Annotated in this window: 12 protein-coding genes and 1 pseudogene; all 13 read left to right on the top strand. The window is 68.3% G+C overall.

The window, feature by feature from the left end; translation table 11 throughout:
• Nucleotides 1-555 precede the first annotated feature (555 nt).
• The gene (locus tag AMK24_RS32040; RefSeq protein WP_073772393.1) at nt 556-2,085 is read left to right on the top strand and encodes a DNA primase family protein; all 1,530 of its coding nucleotides are present in this window, start codon (nt 556-558) and stop codon (nt 2,083-2,085) included.
• Between the two features lie 205 nt (nt 2,086-2,290).
• Nucleotides 2,291-2,677, top strand: a complete 387-nt coding sequence (locus AMK24_RS32035; RefSeq protein WP_030592536.1) for a DUF6009 family protein — start codon at nt 2,291-2,293, stop codon at nt 2,675-2,677.
• Between the two features lie 136 nt (nt 2,678-2,813).
• Nucleotides 2,814-3,878 carry a cobalamin-independent methionine synthase II family protein gene (locus tag AMK24_RS32030; RefSeq protein ID WP_073772392.1) on the top strand — a complete coding sequence of 355 codons (1,065 nt, stop codon included), beginning with the start codon at nt 2,814-2,816 and terminating at the stop codon, nt 3,876-3,878.
• 160 nt (nt 3,879-4,038) lie between these two features.
• Nucleotides 4,039-4,587, top strand: a complete 549-nt coding sequence (locus AMK24_RS32025; protein WP_073772391.1) for a carboxymuconolactone decarboxylase family protein — start codon at nt 4,039-4,041, stop codon at nt 4,585-4,587.
• A 290-nt stretch (nt 4,588-4,877) separates the two neighbouring features.
• Nucleotides 4,878-6,779, top strand: a complete 1,902-nt coding sequence (locus AMK24_RS32020; protein ID WP_073772390.1) for an FAD/NAD(P)-binding protein — start codon at nt 4,878-4,880, stop codon at nt 6,777-6,779.
• Nucleotides 6,780-8,012: a putative PEP-binding protein gene (locus AMK24_RS32015; protein WP_073772389.1), complete on the top strand. Its 1,233-nt coding sequence runs from the start codon at nt 6,780-6,782 to the stop codon at nt 8,010-8,012.
• 445 nt (nt 8,013-8,457) lie between these two features.
• Nucleotides 8,458-9,558, top strand: coding sequence for a bifunctional DNA primase/polymerase (locus tag AMK24_RS32010; RefSeq protein WP_381115581.1), 1,101 nt, complete (start codon nt 8,458-8,460; stop codon nt 9,556-9,558).
• On the top strand, nt 9,555-11,117 hold the full coding sequence (locus AMK24_RS32005) for a DNA primase family protein (protein WP_073772388.1): 1,563 nt from the start codon (nt 9,555-9,557) through the stop codon (nt 11,115-11,117). The genes AMK24_RS32010 and AMK24_RS32005 overlap by 4 nt, the downstream gene beginning before the upstream one ends.
• 148 nt (nt 11,118-11,265) lie before the next feature.
• Nucleotides 11,266-11,655 carry a DUF6009 family protein gene (locus AMK24_RS32000; protein ID WP_073772387.1) on the top strand — a complete coding sequence of 130 codons (390 nt, stop codon included), beginning with the start codon at nt 11,266-11,268 and terminating at the stop codon, nt 11,653-11,655.
• 140 nt (nt 11,656-11,795) lie between these two features.
• A complete protein-coding gene (locus tag AMK24_RS31995) occupies nt 11,796-12,128 on the top strand; it encodes a hypothetical protein (RefSeq protein WP_073772386.1) in 333 nt (110 codons plus the stop codon).
• 13 nt (nt 12,129-12,141) lie between these two features.
• The gene (locus AMK24_RS31990) at nt 12,142-13,671 is read left to right on the top strand and encodes a helix-turn-helix domain-containing protein (protein WP_073772385.1); all 1,530 of its coding nucleotides are present in this window, start codon (nt 12,142-12,144) and stop codon (nt 13,669-13,671) included.
• Nucleotides 13,672-14,244, top strand: coding sequence for a helix-turn-helix domain-containing protein (locus AMK24_RS31985; RefSeq protein ID WP_073772384.1), 573 nt, complete (start codon nt 13,672-13,674; stop codon nt 14,242-14,244).
• A gap of 213 nt (nt 14,245-14,457) precedes the next feature.
• Nucleotides 14,458-14,738 (top strand): annotated as a pseudogene (locus AMK24_RS35075) (PaaI family thioesterase); the annotation flags it as partial.
• Nucleotides 14,739-15,490 lie beyond the last annotated feature (752 nt).

Genomic DNA, 15,490 nt, shown 5'->3' with positions numbered 1-15,490 from the left:
AACGCCTCGGGGTGGTGCACCAGGTAGGTGTCCAGCGGGTCGTCCCGGGCGACGAGGACGGCCAGGGCGCCTTGTCCCGAGCGGCCGGCCCGGCCCGCCTGCTGCCAGCCGGAGAGATCCCCGTCGCTGGGGAGTCGAGACATGCCTCTCCGGCAGAACCCCCTACACTCATTCCGAAAGACAGTCCCTTCAGTCCCTCACTGAGGATCCTGAAAGATGCTTGACCAGCAGCTTTCGTCTCATTCAGGGCCAGAAGGCCGAAGCCAGACGCAAGCTGACGGACGAGGACCACGACGTGCCGCGCCACGGAGAGACGAGCCCTCCCGCCCGTACCGGGCGGCTTGTGCGCTCGTTCGAGCCGTCCGACCCCCCCTGCCCGGCCTTCCCTCCGGCTGCCACGAGCCCCCGCTCATGCCCCTCCGCCGGTCCTCGCCTGAAACGGGCCGCCTCCCCCATGCACATGCCCTGCCCCTGGCAATCTGCCCGCAACGAGAAGATCATTCATGCCGGTCTCGCGCCAGGTGCCGCCCGACCGCTCCATCTCGAAGGACGTCCATGAGCAGCAGCGCCGAGAGCCCGCGCTTTGACGCAACTGCTGCCGCTCAGCAGATGCTCGCCCTCGAAACCGCCCAGGCCCCGGCCCCTCTCTTCCCCCTCCAGGCTGCTCCCGAGGCCCCCGCCGCCCAGCCGGGCTGGGCGGCGGGCGAGATCCCCATGAGCCTGACCGACCGGGGCAACGCCAAGCTCTTCGTCCGTCTCTACCGTGATCAGTTCCGGCACGTGGAGGGCCTGGGCTGGTACTCCTGGGACGGCTACCGGTGGAAGCGGGCCGGAGGCGAGAAAGCGGCCCTGTGGGCGGCCGGCGAGATGGCCGAGGAGATTCCCGACACCGATCCCCGAGGGCTGTTCACCGACCGGGAGCTGCACCACCACAAGCGCCGCACCCTGTCGACAACCGGCATGAAGGCGCTCCTCACTCAGGCCAAGGCGTCCCCAGACCTCTCCCTCGACCCCGACACCCTCGACGGCGACCCCTACGCGCTGTGCACCCCGGACGGAGTGGTCGACCTCCGCAACGGCCGCATGCGCAAACCCGATCCGACCCGCGACTTCCACTCCCGTGCCACCAGCGCCTCCCCCCAGGACATCCCCACCCCCCGGTGGCACAGGTTCCTCGAAGACACCTTCGGCAGCGACGCCGAAGGCCGGGAGATGATCGACTTCCTCCACCTGCTCCTCGGGTACTCCATCACCGGTGACGTCGGGGCACAGGTGCTGCCCTTCCTCCACGGACAGGGCAAAAACGGCAAATCAGTTCTCCTCGACGTGATGATCCAGATCCTCGGGGACTACGCCGACGCGGCCCCGCCGGGCTTCCTCATGGACCGTGGCGCCTACTCCGAGCACTCCACCGAACTCACCGAGCTGCACGGCCGCCGCCTGATCGTGTGCAGCGAGGTGAAGCCCGGCGACCGGTTCGACGAGTCCCGGGTGAAACTCCTGACCGGCGGCGACCGCATCAAAGCACGCCGGATGCGCCAGGACTTCTTCTCCTTCGCCCCCACCCACAAACTCTGGCTCCTGGGCAACCACCGCCCCCAAGTCGGCACCGGCGGCTACGCCTTCTGGCGCCGGATGCGCCTGATCCCCTTCGACCGCGTCGTCCCCGACGAACGCAAGATCGACAACCTGGCCGTCAAACTGGTTCAGGACGAGGGCCCGGGGATCCTGCACTGGCTCACCGAGGGGGCTCGCCGCTACCTCGCCACCCGGGACACCCTCGCGGGCCCCGACCGGGTTCGCATCGCCACCACCGCCTACGCCAACACCGAGGACCACATCGGCCGCTTCCTCGCCGAGTGCTGCCTCCACGACCCCGAGAACAGCGACCTGCGGGTCGAGCAGGGCCTGCTCTACGCCTCGTACAGCAACTGGTGCGCGACCAGCGAAGGCATCCGGCCCGGAACCGCCCGCGCCTTCGCCACCCGTGTCCGCCAGGAAGTGGGCCTCGCATCGCCCGCCGACATGATCAAATCCAACGGCCGCAAGTTCTACCCCCACCTCGCTCTGGCGGCCGACGAATGAACGTCCCCGAACCGGAGGCACTGCCGCGCGAAAGCGGGCCCCCTCTACGATATGAGTGCCCCCTGGACGTACCGGGCCGCGCCCTCCGCCGGGAACCGGCGCCACAGGCGGCCCGCACCACTACGGCACCCCATCGCAGATGAACACACGCACCACGCAGGCACCGCCCCACCCGGTGCACGCCGATGAAGGAGAGGTCGCCGCCATGAGCTCGCTACTGACCGACAGCGATCTCGTCCACGAGGCGAACGTCGTGTGGCTCGAAGACCCCGAGGGCCTCGACTACGTCCGCCAGGCCCTGGACAAGACCCCCCGGCGCAAGAACAAACCGCGCTACGCCCGCGACGGCCGCATGATCGGCTACATCGAACTCGGGGCCGACGCCGAGGCGGACCCTGACAGCGGCCTGTACCGGCGCCGGGTCTTCTTCCTGCTCCCGCACGACCGGGACTCCGATCCCGAAGGCGTCTACCGCCAAGGCGCCCCCGGAGAGGCCGTCGACCCCCGCACCATCGAGCCCAACCGCGTCGGCGAGAAAACCCCCCGCTCCCAGCTGGGCACCTCCTCCGCCGTGGCCACGACCGGATCCTAGAACCCCGCCGGCTCTCTCCCCCGCCCTACACCACCACGTCCCGCCGCGCGGCAGTTTCGCCTGAACTTCCCCTGCACACACGGCAATCAGGGCTTTCCGGTGATCCGGACCCCGACCTCTTCCTATTCTTCCGACCATGACCATCGCCACTGAGCCGATCGGCAGCCTTCCGCGTTCCGCGACCCTCATGCACGCCCTCACCGCACACGCCCAGGGAACCCTGGACGACAGGGACCTCGCCAAACAGCAGGAGCAGGCCGTCGCGGACACCCTGGCCCAGCTGGAACGAGTCGGCAGCCCTGTCCTCGTGGACGGCGAACAGTCCAAGCCGAGCTTCGCCACCTACCCCGTGACCGGCCTCGACACCCTCTCCCCGGACGGTGCCGTCATCCCCTTCGCCGACGGGCACACCCGACAGCTCCCCAGCATCACGCAAGGGCCCTTCCGCTACCAGGTGCGGGCCGAGACCTATCTCCGCGCAGCACGGCAGTTCACGGACCGCCCCCTGAAGCAGGCGGTCATCGCACCCTCCGCCCTCAGCCTCCTCTACCCCGCCACACCCATCGAGGGCTACCCCCGCGAGGAGTTCCTGCGCGACCTCGCCGACGAGGCCGAGGCCGACATCCGCGGCTGCCTGGACGCGGGCGCACACGTCGTCCAGCTCGACTTCACCGAAGGACGGCTCTCCCTCAAGCTCGACCCCAGCGGCGGCGTCCTCGACGACTTCATCGCCCTCAACAACGAGGTCCTGGGACGCTTCAGCGCCCAGGACCGCGCCCGTATCGGCGTACACACCTGCCCCGGGGGTGACCAGGACTCCACGCACAGCCTCGACATCGACTACGCCGAACTGCTGCCCAAGCTCTTCCAGCTCAAGGTGGGCAACTTCTACCTCGAACTGGCCGGCGAGGCGGACCCGGAGCGGGTCCTGAGCATCGTCCGCGACCACCTTCCCCCCACCGCCCGCGTCTTCGTCGGGGTGACCGACCCGATCGACCCCGTGGTCGAGACCCCCGAGCAGGTACGCGACCGGGTCCTGCTCGCCGCCCGCTACATCCCCGTCGAGCAGCTGGGAACCTGCGACGACTGCGGCTTCTCCCCGTTCGCCGACGACGCCTCCACCACGCGCGAACTGGCCTTTGCCAAGATCGAGGCCCGCGTACGGGGCACCGCCTTGGCCGAAGAGGCGCTCGGCCTCTGACCCCGGCCTTCCGGCGGCCCGGCCCGACCGCCACCGTGCCGGGTCGCCGGGCGACCTGCCTAGAAAGGGCTGGAGGGCGGCGAAGACAGCTCACAGGGGCGGGTGCTTGGGCAGACTGCGAGGACGAGGAACTCCCACCACTAAGAGGAGAGGCATTCCCATGCCGCGGATTCCCGTCCACACCATCGACACCGCACCCGCAGCCGGCGGAGAGATTCTGCGCCGGCTGGAGAAGCGATTCGGGCGAGTGCTCAACATCCACGGGGGAATGGCCCATTCCCCCGTGGTCCTGGAGACCTACGCCGCGATCACCGGAGCCGTCGCCGAACACGGAACCTTCGACGCCCGCACACGTGAGGCGATCGCCCTCGCCGTGGGCGCGGTCGACGCATGCGCGTACTGCCAGGCGGCGCACACGGTGTCGGCGAAGGTGGCGGGCTTCACCCTGGAAGAGACCGTGGCGATACGCCGGGGGACGCCCGGGGACGACGCGAAGCTCGAAGCCCTGGTCCAGGTCGCCCGGGAGATCGCCGGCGAGGTGGGCGAGGCGTCGGACGCCTCGTGGGACGCGGCCGTGGCCCAGGGATGGACGGACACCGAGCTCGCCGAGGTCTTCGTCCACGTGGCCGTGAACCTCTACACCAACTACTTCAACCACTACGCCCGCACCGAGATCGACGTCCCCGCCGTTCCCGGCATCGACAGCTGACGCTCCCGCCCCCACGGCCCCGGACAGGCTCCGGCGGGCCCTGCGGCCGCCCCTGCCGGCGACCCGCCCCTTTCCAGCTCGGGGGGCGGCTCACCGACAGGGGCTTCGCCGTCCGGTGCCTTCGGGTATCGTCGGCGCCACGATCGTGCACGACCCTGTCCCGGCATCGTGTTCCGGCCCGATACCTGTACGGATAAGCCGAGTTGATGCCCAGTCAGGGAACTTCCAGTCAGCGAAGACACCGACGGGGAGCGCACGACGGGGCGCCCCTGAGTCAGCGGGGAGGCTTCATGGGCAAGACGGGTGCGCGCCCCAGGGTGCTGGTCGTGGGGGCGGGCCTGGCCGGCACGGCCACCGCGATACGGCTGCTCCATTTCGCGAGAAGACCCCTGGAAGTCATCCTCCTGGAGCGGCGTGCCGACTACCGCTCGGCGGGCGTCGCGTATCACCGTGACGGCAATCCCTGGGACCACGTCTTCAACATCCAGGCCGGCCGGATGTCGGTGTTCCGCGAAGACGTGCTCGACTTCATCAACTGGGCCAACCAGGAGGCCGACCGCCGGGACTGGCCCCAGCGCTGGGCCTCCTGGAAGTTCACCGAGCAGGGCCCCGCCCCCCGCCGCATCTTCCAGGACTACCTCGACGACCGGCTGATCGAGGCCGCCCGGGAAGCCTGCCCCGGAGTCGTCCTCGTGGAAGCGGACGGCGAGGCGCTCGACACCAGGCCATGCGACCGCGGCTTCGAGGTGACCGTCAGGGGCCTCGGCCCGTACACGACCGAAGGGCTGCGCCCCGGCCCGCTCCCGGACACGCAGATCCTCGACGCGGACCACGTCGTCCTCGCCACCGGCCTGGAACTCAAGGAGCCGCCTTTCGCCGCCGGCGTCGCCAGGCACCCCTCCTTCGTCCGCAACCCGTACTCCGCCCCCGGGCTCCGCGCACTTACCCGTCTCCCACCCGATGCCTCCGTGGCCATCGTCGGATCGGTTCTGAGCGCCTACGATTCGGCAGGTCTGCTGCTGCGCAACGGACACGTCGGCCGTATCCACCTGATCTCCAGGTCAGGGACGATCTTCCGCACCTACCCCGACACCCACGAACACGGAGTGGTGCGGCTGCCGCGCCCCGACCTCCTGATGGAGCCCTACCGCGACCGCGAGGAATTCCTCGCCCGTGTCAGGGCCGCCTGGCAGGCCGCCTGCGCGACCGTCAGGGACCAGCACCCCGAGATCGACTCCGTGATCGTCTCCGAACGGGTCGCCAAAGCCTGGGAGCCGTACATCCCGGAGGTCATCGACCGCATCCCGACCGACGACCTGCGCCGACTGCTCGACGAGTTCGCCACCAGCCTCGCGGCCCTGCGCGTCGGGGCCGTGGAGTACACGATGGAGATCATCGAGCGAGCGATGCGTCCCCAGGACGGCCGGGTGGAACTGGTCGTCGGCCGGGTGCAGGAGATCACCCCGGCGGAGTCCGGACGGCTGACGGTCTCCGTCGCCGCTCAGCACGAGCGGCACAGCGTCGAAGCCGACCTCGTGGTGTCCAACTTCGGCAGGGAATTCGACTACACCAAGGTGGAGCAGCCGCTCTGGCGCAACCTCCTCCGCAAGGGCATCGCGGTCCCCCACGAGCGCACCGGGCGCGGCGTGGAGGTCGACGAATGCGGAACGCTGCTGAGCTCCGACGGCACACCGGTCGGGCCGATCTCCACCGTCGGCGTGCCGAGAGAGGGCGACGAGATCGTCAGGCACGGCCGGACCGGCGCCTTCGCGTTCAACCTCGCAGCCATCAAGAACCACTCCGTCGCCGTCGCCGCCCACGTCGTCGAACGGCTTGAACTGCGACAGGACGGCTTCGACGACCTCGCCGCCCGGCATTCCCACTACCGCAGCTATGTCAGCAACCCGGAGGAAGCGGTCCGCGAGGCACTGGAGGAGTCTGTGGGACTGGAAGTGCGGAGGCTGGCCACCCGCGAACGAAGGAGCAGGGAAGCACTGGAAGCCCGCCTGAACGCCCGTATTCGCTCCCTGGGCAGCCTCCCCGTACTTCCCACGGGCGTCCCCCGTGACGAACGCCTGATGAGGGCGATCGTCAACCGGGTGGCCGTGGAACGGCTCAACGACGTCTCCGTGACACCACGGCAGCTGCGTCGGCAACTGGGGTTGGAGAACGCCGAACATCCGGAGGACTAGTTGAACGGGAACGGGCGACGGATTCTGGGATCTCTCCTGGCCGGCGGCACCGAGAGTGTGCTTCAGGGCACCTGCAACCGAACGCGAAGTCCGCGCGAAGGAACCATCCTCATCGCCCCTTCCCTGGAAGCGGGGCTGTACGACGCCATCGTGGCCGCACGGGCCGTGGTGTGCGGCTCCGGTGGACTCACCGGTCACATGCAGTCCCTGTGCCGCGGCAGGGGGATTCCGGTACTGCGCGTCGAGGAGGCGGACCTCGCCGATCTCGTCGGCGAGGTGACGCTCTACCTGGAGAGCGCCTCCATCGTCGTCGGGCCCCGCCCAGCCCCGGCTCCCGGGGGCGGCAACCCCGTACTGGACGCCATCGGCTCGGCGTGTGCGGTCATCGCGGACCTCCAGGACATCACGACGATCAACTCCTGCGGACCCGAAGCCGCCCGCGTCGAGTCCTTCTTCATCCGTGAGGAATTCCTCTGCCTGGCCCTGGGGCTGAGCCCGCTCGACGCCATGGCCGGCGACACCGCAGGCATCACCGCTTACGGACAGGCCGTCGGAGAGCGGCTCTGCGGCTTCGTCGAAGCGCTTCTGCCCGGTCAGCGACTCGTCCTGCGCATGCTCGACCTGCGCTCCGACCACGCGGCCGAAGTCACCCAGGCCGCCCCCGTCGCCATCGAGCCCAACCCCGAGATGGGCATGCACGGCGCACGCTGGCTCCTGGGCTCCACCGGCTACCGCGAGGCCCTGCACGCCGTACTGGCGACCCTGCGCAAACGCCTCGGCGACGAGGCGGACCGGGTGGGGCTCTCGGTGCCGTTCGTCAGCGACGAGACGGAGTTCGCACAACTCAGAGCCCATCTCGACTTACCCGACGGCACCCCCCTGTCCGCCTTCGTCGAGACGCCCTCCGCCGTCCACGCCACCACCGCGCTGTGCGCCGCCGGGGCCAGTGAACTCTTCGTCGGCCTCAAGGACCTGGTGCAGTTCTATCTCGCCGCGGACCGGGGCAACCACCTGGTCGCCGACTCCTACCGCACCCGCCACCCCTCCGTCCTGGACGGCGTACGCAGCGTCGTCGAATCCGCCCGCGCCGCGGGCACCCCGGTACGGGTCTTCTCCCTGGCATCGGACCTCGACCACTACCTCGCACACCTGCCGGCCCCCGACGGCTACATGATGTGCACCGCCGAACTCCAGCAGCTTCTCCTGGCTCCCAGCTCCCGTTCCACCGGCTGAAGTGCGGTGCCTTCAGCCCCGGAGCCCTTTGGTCCCGTGTCAGTCCCACAAGAGAAAGCGCAGGTCAGATGGGTTCTCCACAGAAAGCACGGGACTGACGGGACTCGACCCGGTAGTTATCACCTCACCAGGCGTCTCCGACATGCGCGCGCGCATGGGAAGCAGCGGTAGTCGTGGGCAGCTGATAACTGCACGGTCGAGTCCCGTCAGTCCCGTTGTTCTGGAGGAGAACTCTCTGACCTGGTCTTTTGCTGTGCGGGACTGAAGCGCCCGCGGCCCCGCGGGACTGAGCGCCCCTAGGACTCGGTGGCTGCGGGACTGACGGGATCCTGATCCACCGACACGTCCCGGGGCTTCTCTGCCGCTGCGCCCCCGTGGGCTACGCTCGTCTGGCAAACCCGATGCTTCAGTCCCGTCAGGCCCGTTGGTTCTGCCGGAGAACGGCATGAACCGCGACAAGGACGATGTGTTGAGCCGCCACCCCTCGACCCCACCGGATCCCCCGGGCGAGGCCGTGCACGGAAACACGATCGCCCGGTGGTGCGCGCGGGCAGGATGGCCGGTCCACCCCCTCGCACCCCAGCAGAAGGTCCCTCCGGCCAACTGCCAGGCGTGCAAGGAGGACCGGCACCCGCCCGTGCTCTGCCCGTGCAAACAGGCAGGACGCTGGTGCCACGGCTTCCACGCCGCGACCACCGACCCTGAGCTCATCGACGCCTGGTGGCACGCCGGCTCCCGCTTCGGAGTCGGCGTCTCCTGCGGCCCCGCGAACCTGGTCGTCCTCGACGTGGACGCCCACGCCGCACACGTACCCGACCGCTCCCGCCTCCTGCCGGGCATCCCCATCGCCCCCCAGGTCAACCTCTCCGGCCTGGCCACGGGCTTCGACACCCTGGCTCTGCTCGCCGCCCTCCGCGGCGAGCAGAGCCCGGCCGCGGACACCGACACGCTGAGAGTGCGGACCCCCTCCGGGGGACTGCACATCTGGTACCGAAACCCCCACCCCGAGACCCGCTACCGCTCCTCGACCGGCTCCAGCCCGAGAACAGCACTGGCCTGGCAGGTCGACGTGCGCTCCGACAACGGCTACATCGTGGCCCCCGCGACCACGACCACCGCGGGCAGCTACCGCCCGCTGGGAACAACCCGCATCCCGGCGCCGCTGCCCCGCTGGCTGGCAGCGGAACTCGTACGCACCCACCACGTACGGGCCGAGACCCCCCGCCCCGCCGCGATCGCGGGCCACCCCCGCCGACGCCGCTCGGCGAAAGGAGCCGAACGGCTCCTGAACCCGCTCCTGGACGAGGTGTCCGGATGCGCGGCGACCCCGCAAGGGGCGAGCTTCACGGAGAAACTCAACCGCGCCGCCTACACCGCCGGGGGACTCGTCCAAGGAGGCCACCTCCCCGAGGAAGAAGCGCGCACCCTGCTTCTGGAAGCGGCCCGCACCGCACGCCCCGCCCAGGAGAGCCGCAACCTCACGATCATCGAGACAGCTCTGTCTGCGGGTGCTCAGCGCCCACTCCACCCCCGAGGACGTTCATGAGCGCCGAGTACACACGCTTCGACGCGGAAAGGGCCGCAACACAGATCCAGCAGCAGAACCTTGCCTGGGATCCGCCCGAGTCGCACGCGAACCTGCCCGCTCAGCAGACCGACGCCCGACCACAGCCCGTCCCCGAACCGCACGGACTGCTGCCCAACTCGTTGACGGACCGGGGAAACGCCAAACTGTTCGCCCGCCTCTACCGCGACCAGTTCCGCTACGTGATCGGCATGGGATGGCATTCCTGGGACGAGTACCGGTGGAAACTGACCGGCGGCGACGAGGCAGCGGTCTGGGCTGCCGGGGAGATGGCCGAGCAGATCGCCGATCACGACCCCCAGGGAAGATTCACTCCCCGCCAGTTGGCCGCGCACCGACGGCACTCCGAATCCACCTCAGGACTCAAAGCCCTGCTCTACCAGGCGCAGGCCGCCCCCGGACTCCGCCTGGACCCCGACGTCCTGGACGGCGACATCTACGCCCTGTGCACCCCAGTCGGCGTCGTCGACCTCAGAACCGGAACGCTGCGCAAGCCCGACCCGCTCACGGACATGCATTCGCGGGCCACTTTCGTGGCGCCCCGCCCCATGCCCATCCCGCGCTGGAACAGCTTCCTGCGCGACACCTTCGGCGACGACGCCCAAGGCAGGGAAACCACCCGCTTCCTGCACCTGCTCCTCGGCTACTCCATCACCGGCGACGTCGGTGCCCAGGTCCTGCCCTTCCTCTATGGTTCCGGAGCCAACGGCAAGTCCGTGCTGCTGGAGGTGATGATGCAGATCCTGGGCGACTACGCCAACGCGGCCCCGCCCGGCTTCCTCATGGAGAAGGGCAAGTTCACCGAGCACTCCACCGAACTGACCGAACTCCACGGCCGACGCATCGTGGTGTGCAGCGAGCTCAAGCCCAACGACAGGTTCAACGAGTCCCGCGTCAAGCTCCTCACCGGCGGCGACACCATCACCGCCCGCCGCATGCGACAGAACTTCTTCACCTTCACCCCCACGCACAAGCTGTGGCTCCTGGGCAACCACCGTCCCGAAGTGGGCACCGGCGGCTACGCCTTCTGGCGCCGCATGAGGATCATCCCCTTCGAGCGGAGCGTCCCCGACGAACGGAAAATCGACAACCTGGCCGCCGAACTCGTCCACGAGGAGGGCCCGGGTATCCTCCACTGGCTGATCGAGGGAGCCGGACGCTATCTGACGACCCGCGACCCGCTCACTGGACCGGCCTCCGTGCGGCTGGCGACCGCCGCCTACGAGACGACCGAAGACCACGTGGGCCGCTTCATCACCGAATGCTGCACCAAGGGCGAGAACGGACGCCCCAACCCGGAACTGCGCGTCGAACAGAAACTGCTGTACGAGACCTACGGCCGGTGGTGCTCGGAGGAAGGCATCCGGCCCTCCACCAGCCGCGCCTTCGCCAGCCGCATCCGCCAGGAACTCGGCCTGACCTCACCCGCAGAAATGATCAAGAACAACGTCAAGAAGCTCTATCCCGGCCTCGCCCTGCTCCACAACGGGAACACCGATGGCGCAAGCGGGACGCCATGAGGGCCTTCCGCACCAGGGAGGGGCGCACGGCCCGACCGTACGATGGACGGGGCCGGCCGCCCCACCGCGCCGCGCGAGCCGGGAAGACGAACAGCATGAAAGCCCCGACCCCAGGCCGGTGCCCGGCCGCCGAGACCCAGGAGGCCTGATGAGCGCGATTCCGCAGGAAGGCGATCTCGTCCAGGAAGCCGAGGTCGTCTGGCTGGAGGACACCGAAGACCTCGACTACGTCCGCCAAGCCCTGGACAAGGTCGGCACCCGCAGAGGCAAACCCCGATACGAGCGCGACGGCCGGATGATCGGCTACACCAACCTGGGGCCCACCGCGCCGCGCAGCGCCGACAGCGGCCTCTTCGCCCGTCGTACGTTCTACTTGCTGCCGCATGACCGCCCCAACCAGCCCGACGACCCCGAGTGCCCCTACCGGGTGGGCTCGCCTCTGGAAGCAGTCGACCCTCGAACCGTCGCGGCGGGCGAGGTCGGAGCCAAGACCCCTCGCTCACAGGCTTCGGGGGAGATAGTGTCCGCCCGCTCGTAGAAGGGCGCCCACGCGGGAGTGCCGCGGGCCGGGACGGGCGACGCCAGCGAGCCGACTACTTTTTAACTTGTTGTAAAGTTATATGGAAGGGTGGTAACTTGGTGACAAGTTGAACAGTTCAGCCTCCAGGAGGTGGGCAGGTGTTGCAGATCCAGATCGGCCCCGAGCGCGAGGCGGACCCCGATGACAGGCTCGGGCGATCCACCATCGGATGGCGCCCCGGCATGAGCGAGGACGAAGTCTGGGAGACCGGCCGCGGCATCTGGAAGTTCAACGCCGACCGCGCGCTCTCCCAGGACGAGGTACAGATCATCAACACCGAGGGCACGGTCCTGGCCGTCGCGAAGATCACCGGGATCTCCAAACACGGCGACCGCTACGCCCTCGAAGGAGAACTGCAACGCGGCGACGACCGCGTCGGCCGCGCCACCCAGGTCCCGCACCTCTCCCGCAACCCCGTCACCTACATCTGAAGGGAGCGTTCCGGTGAGCGACTTCGACGCGATCGACTCCCTCCTCCACTCCGTCACCCCCCAGGCCGACCTCCCGGAACCCGAAGCCCGCCGCGCCCTGCGCGAGCAGGCTCAGCTGTCCAAGGCACAGGTGGCCCGCGCCCTCGGGGTGAGCCCGTCCACGGTCAGCGCCTGGGAGGCCGGCCGGGATCCGGCCGGCGAGGTACGCGCCAAGTACGCCTACCTCCTGGACGGATTGAGCGCCAAGCTCCTCACCGACACCACGCCCGAAACCGAGTCGGCGGTGGAGTCCACCGCTGTTCGCTCCGTTGATGCGGACGCTACGGCTGAGGCCGGGCCCGCTTCTTTCGCGTTCGAGGACGGGGACGAAGTCGAGGTACTCATGGCCCCGGAGCCGTGTGTGCTGTGCGGGCGTCCGGCCCGACAGCGAGTGGAGGGCTTCGCTCAGCACCTGGACCCCGCCGAATGCCAGGGCGGCGCAGTCGGGACGCCGCCGGCCCCGGCCGCCGACCGGCCCGCCCCGGCTGCCCCGAAGCCCTCCAAGCGTGCCAAGAGCCCGGCCCGCCGGGCGTTCCAGGAACCGTCGGGCCCCGGGGACTTGATCCACGCGGCCGTCGAGGGAGCACTCGCCGAGCACCAGGGCGACGTGGAAACGGCCACCGCGGCGCTGTTGAAGAAGGCGATCCCGGACGCCATGCGCCTGCTGGACGAAACCCGCAAGGGCGCACGGTACGACGTGATCGCCCACCCCTGGATTCCCGACATCCTGAAGAAGCAGACCTCCCGGGGCGCGGACCAGATCTGGGAGGCCCGCCCCAAATGGACCCGCGCCGAACTGCCACCCGGCGTTCATGAGGTGACGGCACTCGACGTCAACGGCGCTTATCTGTCCGCCCTCAAAACCCATCTGCCGCTCGGGCAATTGGAGCACACCACCGGCATGCCGCACGACCGCCGCCGCGCCGGAGTCCACCTGATCACCCCACCGGTCTGGGAGCACGACGCCGTGCTGCCCAACCCGATCGGCGAGCGCGACGAGCCCGGCCCCCTCTGGGTCACCGAACCCACCCTGCGGCTCCTGCTGCGCCTGTCCAGCCCGAAGCACGGCCTGTGCGAGGTGCCGGAAATCCACGAGTCCTACACTTCAGGAGCCACGGAGAACCTGCTGGAGAAGTTCCGCAGCACGCTCAAGGACGCCCGCGACACCGCCATCGCCGACAGTGACCCGGTCACCCTGGAGTACGTGAAGGCGATGTACTCGAAATTCGTCTCCACCATGGGGGAGTCGAACTACAACCGGGAGCTGTACCGGCCGGACTGGATGCACATCATCCGCTCCCAGGCCTTCGCCAACCTCTGGATGAAAGCGCTCAAAGCCCACGACGAAGGACTCGCCGTCGTCCGCGCGATGGGCACCGACGAACTCCACGTCATCGGCGACTGGCGCCGTGTTTTTCCCGAAGGCCGAGGGGTGACCGAGGTCAAGGTCAAAGACCTCTACACCGCGGGCGCCGACACCGACACCATGGGGGAGGAGCAGTAGATGCCGGAGAGGAACAACGACTTCGGAAAGTTCGGCGCGAGCGGCGTCAAAGGAAGCGAACTCGTCGGGCGGAAGCTCGACGACCTCGCCGGCGGCATCGTCACCCCCGTCACCGCGAAGCGCGGACTGATGGCACGCCTGAACTATCTGACGAGGTCCGACCATGCCCGCCAGGCCGCCAGGGAAGCCGGGCTGACGGTGACCGACCGCACGCTGAAGGCGTGGCTGGAAGGCAAGCGCCGCCCCTCGAAGAAGAACCTGAAGAAGATCGACGACGCCTACCAGGCGGTGCGTCGGCAGAACGTGGCCCGGCACCTGCTCAAGCGCCTCAACGCGAACGGCGGCACCAGGGTCGAGATCCATCCTCTCAACCAGTCCGGCGTCGCCCGCCCCCTACAGCGCGACGTCCCCTTCCGGCACATGAATGTGCGCCGCTGGGACCGGATCGTCGGCGCGTGGGCGGCCGGAGACCACCACGGCCTGGACGCGGCCTGGACCGACGACGTCCTGCCCGATCTGGGATCCCAGTACGGAGCGTACGAGTACTGCACCAACGTCGGCTTCGCTGCATAACTCCAGGCCAGAGGCAGTCTACGGACCTCGGACCCACGACTCTGCCCCGCCACCAGCAGAGAGGGGCGAGAGCCGTGCGTCCGAAGGCCAGCGCACCCGGCTCCTGCTGTGCTGCTTCCGTGCCGCCGTCACCGACTGCGGTGGGCGCGGTCCCGGGTGCAGAGCCGACGCACACCGCACCCAGCGTGTGGTTCGGCCGTCGTCGACGGCGAATATGTCCACGCTGGGGTTACCAGCGTGATGGCAGACAGTGTCGGCGGCTACGCGGCGCTGACACTGTTCGACGAGGACTCCGAGGTTCTCACCGGGAGTGCAAAATCAATCTCCTTGCTCCTGCTGTGGGCGCCCGTCTCGAAGGGACCGGGGACGTCCTGAAGTCCGGACGTACCTTGACCATTTGTCAGTTGGAGGTCTGGGGCATCCAGAGTGACGGTGGCCGACGACTCGTGGCCCACGGCCGGCAGACGCTGGTCCGTGCGCGGGCCAAGCAGTGAACCTGCAGTCGCTATGGTCTTACTTTCCAACGCCGCTCACTTTTCGATGGTAATGATCAGAGCTTTCTGACACAAGTTATCGGATCGATGACCGGGTGGGCGATGTCAGGAATTTGTCTCGGTATTCGAGCATGGGTTCTCCGGTGTGAATGGATCGTTTCCGCTTCCCTGACGACTTGGTCCGCCGGAATTGATTCGGTGGGTCGCGGAAGCGGTGGGTTTTCAGATTTGGGAGTAGCGGAGAGGAGAATATCGCATCGAAATTCAGCGCTATCATATTGGTGAAGTGCGGTATTGTCCTCGTCACAGTTATAACGTAATATTTCGGAGGTGAGGATCCCGCGCGAAGGAAAATGGACCAGAAATCCACTGATGCCCTCCCTGCGTGATCGTGACCGTGTCACCAAGGCTTCGGGAGCTGTCCCTGATGCCGCGGGGGAAGGGCTCAGGAAAGTGGCCCGCACGCCGCTCCAAGAGCTTTTTCCATCTCTGATCTCCTCTATTGCCGGACCTTGAGAACGAGCTGGCGCTCGCTAGGGATTGCAGACGGTTTCGGAGGGGTTCTGAAAGAGCCGGCTCGGCAAGCGCCACCGGGGCTATCTTATTCGATATGCATGGAATAGTAATTCTGGGAAAATGTGTAAAGCGTCCTCGGGGAGCCGAATAAAACGCTACGGGTTTTATTCGAAAAGAAACCTGTGCACCCCTCCGTTACCCAGCCAGCGCTTTCAGGAATTCGCGGAGCGGATTCC

The sequence above is a fragment of the Streptomyces sp. CB02366 genome (assembly GCF_001905905.1).
GTDB lineage: Bacteria > Actinomycetota > Actinomycetes > Streptomycetales > Streptomycetaceae > Streptomyces.
Note: the sequence above shows the minus strand (reverse complement) of the source record. Positions and strands in the feature narration are given on the sequence as shown.

Excerpts from the sequence above, each read along its gene's own strand:
- AMK24_RS32010 (WP_381115581.1), top strand. The coding sequence starts at position 8,458 with ATGAACCGCGACAAGGACGATGTGTTGAGCCGCCACCCCTCGACCCCA.
- AMK24_RS31985 (WP_073772384.1), top strand. The coding sequence starts at position 13,672 with ATGCCGGAGAGGAACAACGACTTCGGAAAGTTCGGCGCGAGCGGCGTC.
- AMK24_RS32040 (WP_073772393.1), top strand. The coding sequence starts at position 556 with ATGAGCAGCAGCGCCGAGAGCCCGCGCTTTGACGCAACTGCTGCCGCT.
- AMK24_RS32020 (WP_073772390.1), top strand. The coding sequence starts at position 4,878 with ATGGGCAAGACGGGTGCGCGCCCCAGGGTGCTGGTCGTGGGGGCGGGC.
- AMK24_RS32000 (WP_073772387.1), top strand. The coding sequence starts at position 11,266 with ATGAGCGCGATTCCGCAGGAAGGCGATCTCGTCCAGGAAGCCGAGGTC.
- AMK24_RS32005 (WP_073772388.1), top strand. The coding sequence starts at position 9,555 with ATGAGCGCCGAGTACACACGCTTCGACGCGGAAAGGGCCGCAACACAG.
- AMK24_RS32030 (WP_073772392.1), top strand. The coding sequence starts at position 2,814 with ATGACCATCGCCACTGAGCCGATCGGCAGCCTTCCGCGTTCCGCGACC.
- AMK24_RS32035 (WP_030592536.1), top strand. The coding sequence starts at position 2,291 with ATGAGCTCGCTACTGACCGACAGCGATCTCGTCCACGAGGCGAACGTC.
- AMK24_RS32025 (WP_073772391.1), top strand. The coding sequence starts at position 4,039 with ATGCCGCGGATTCCCGTCCACACCATCGACACCGCACCCGCAGCCGGC.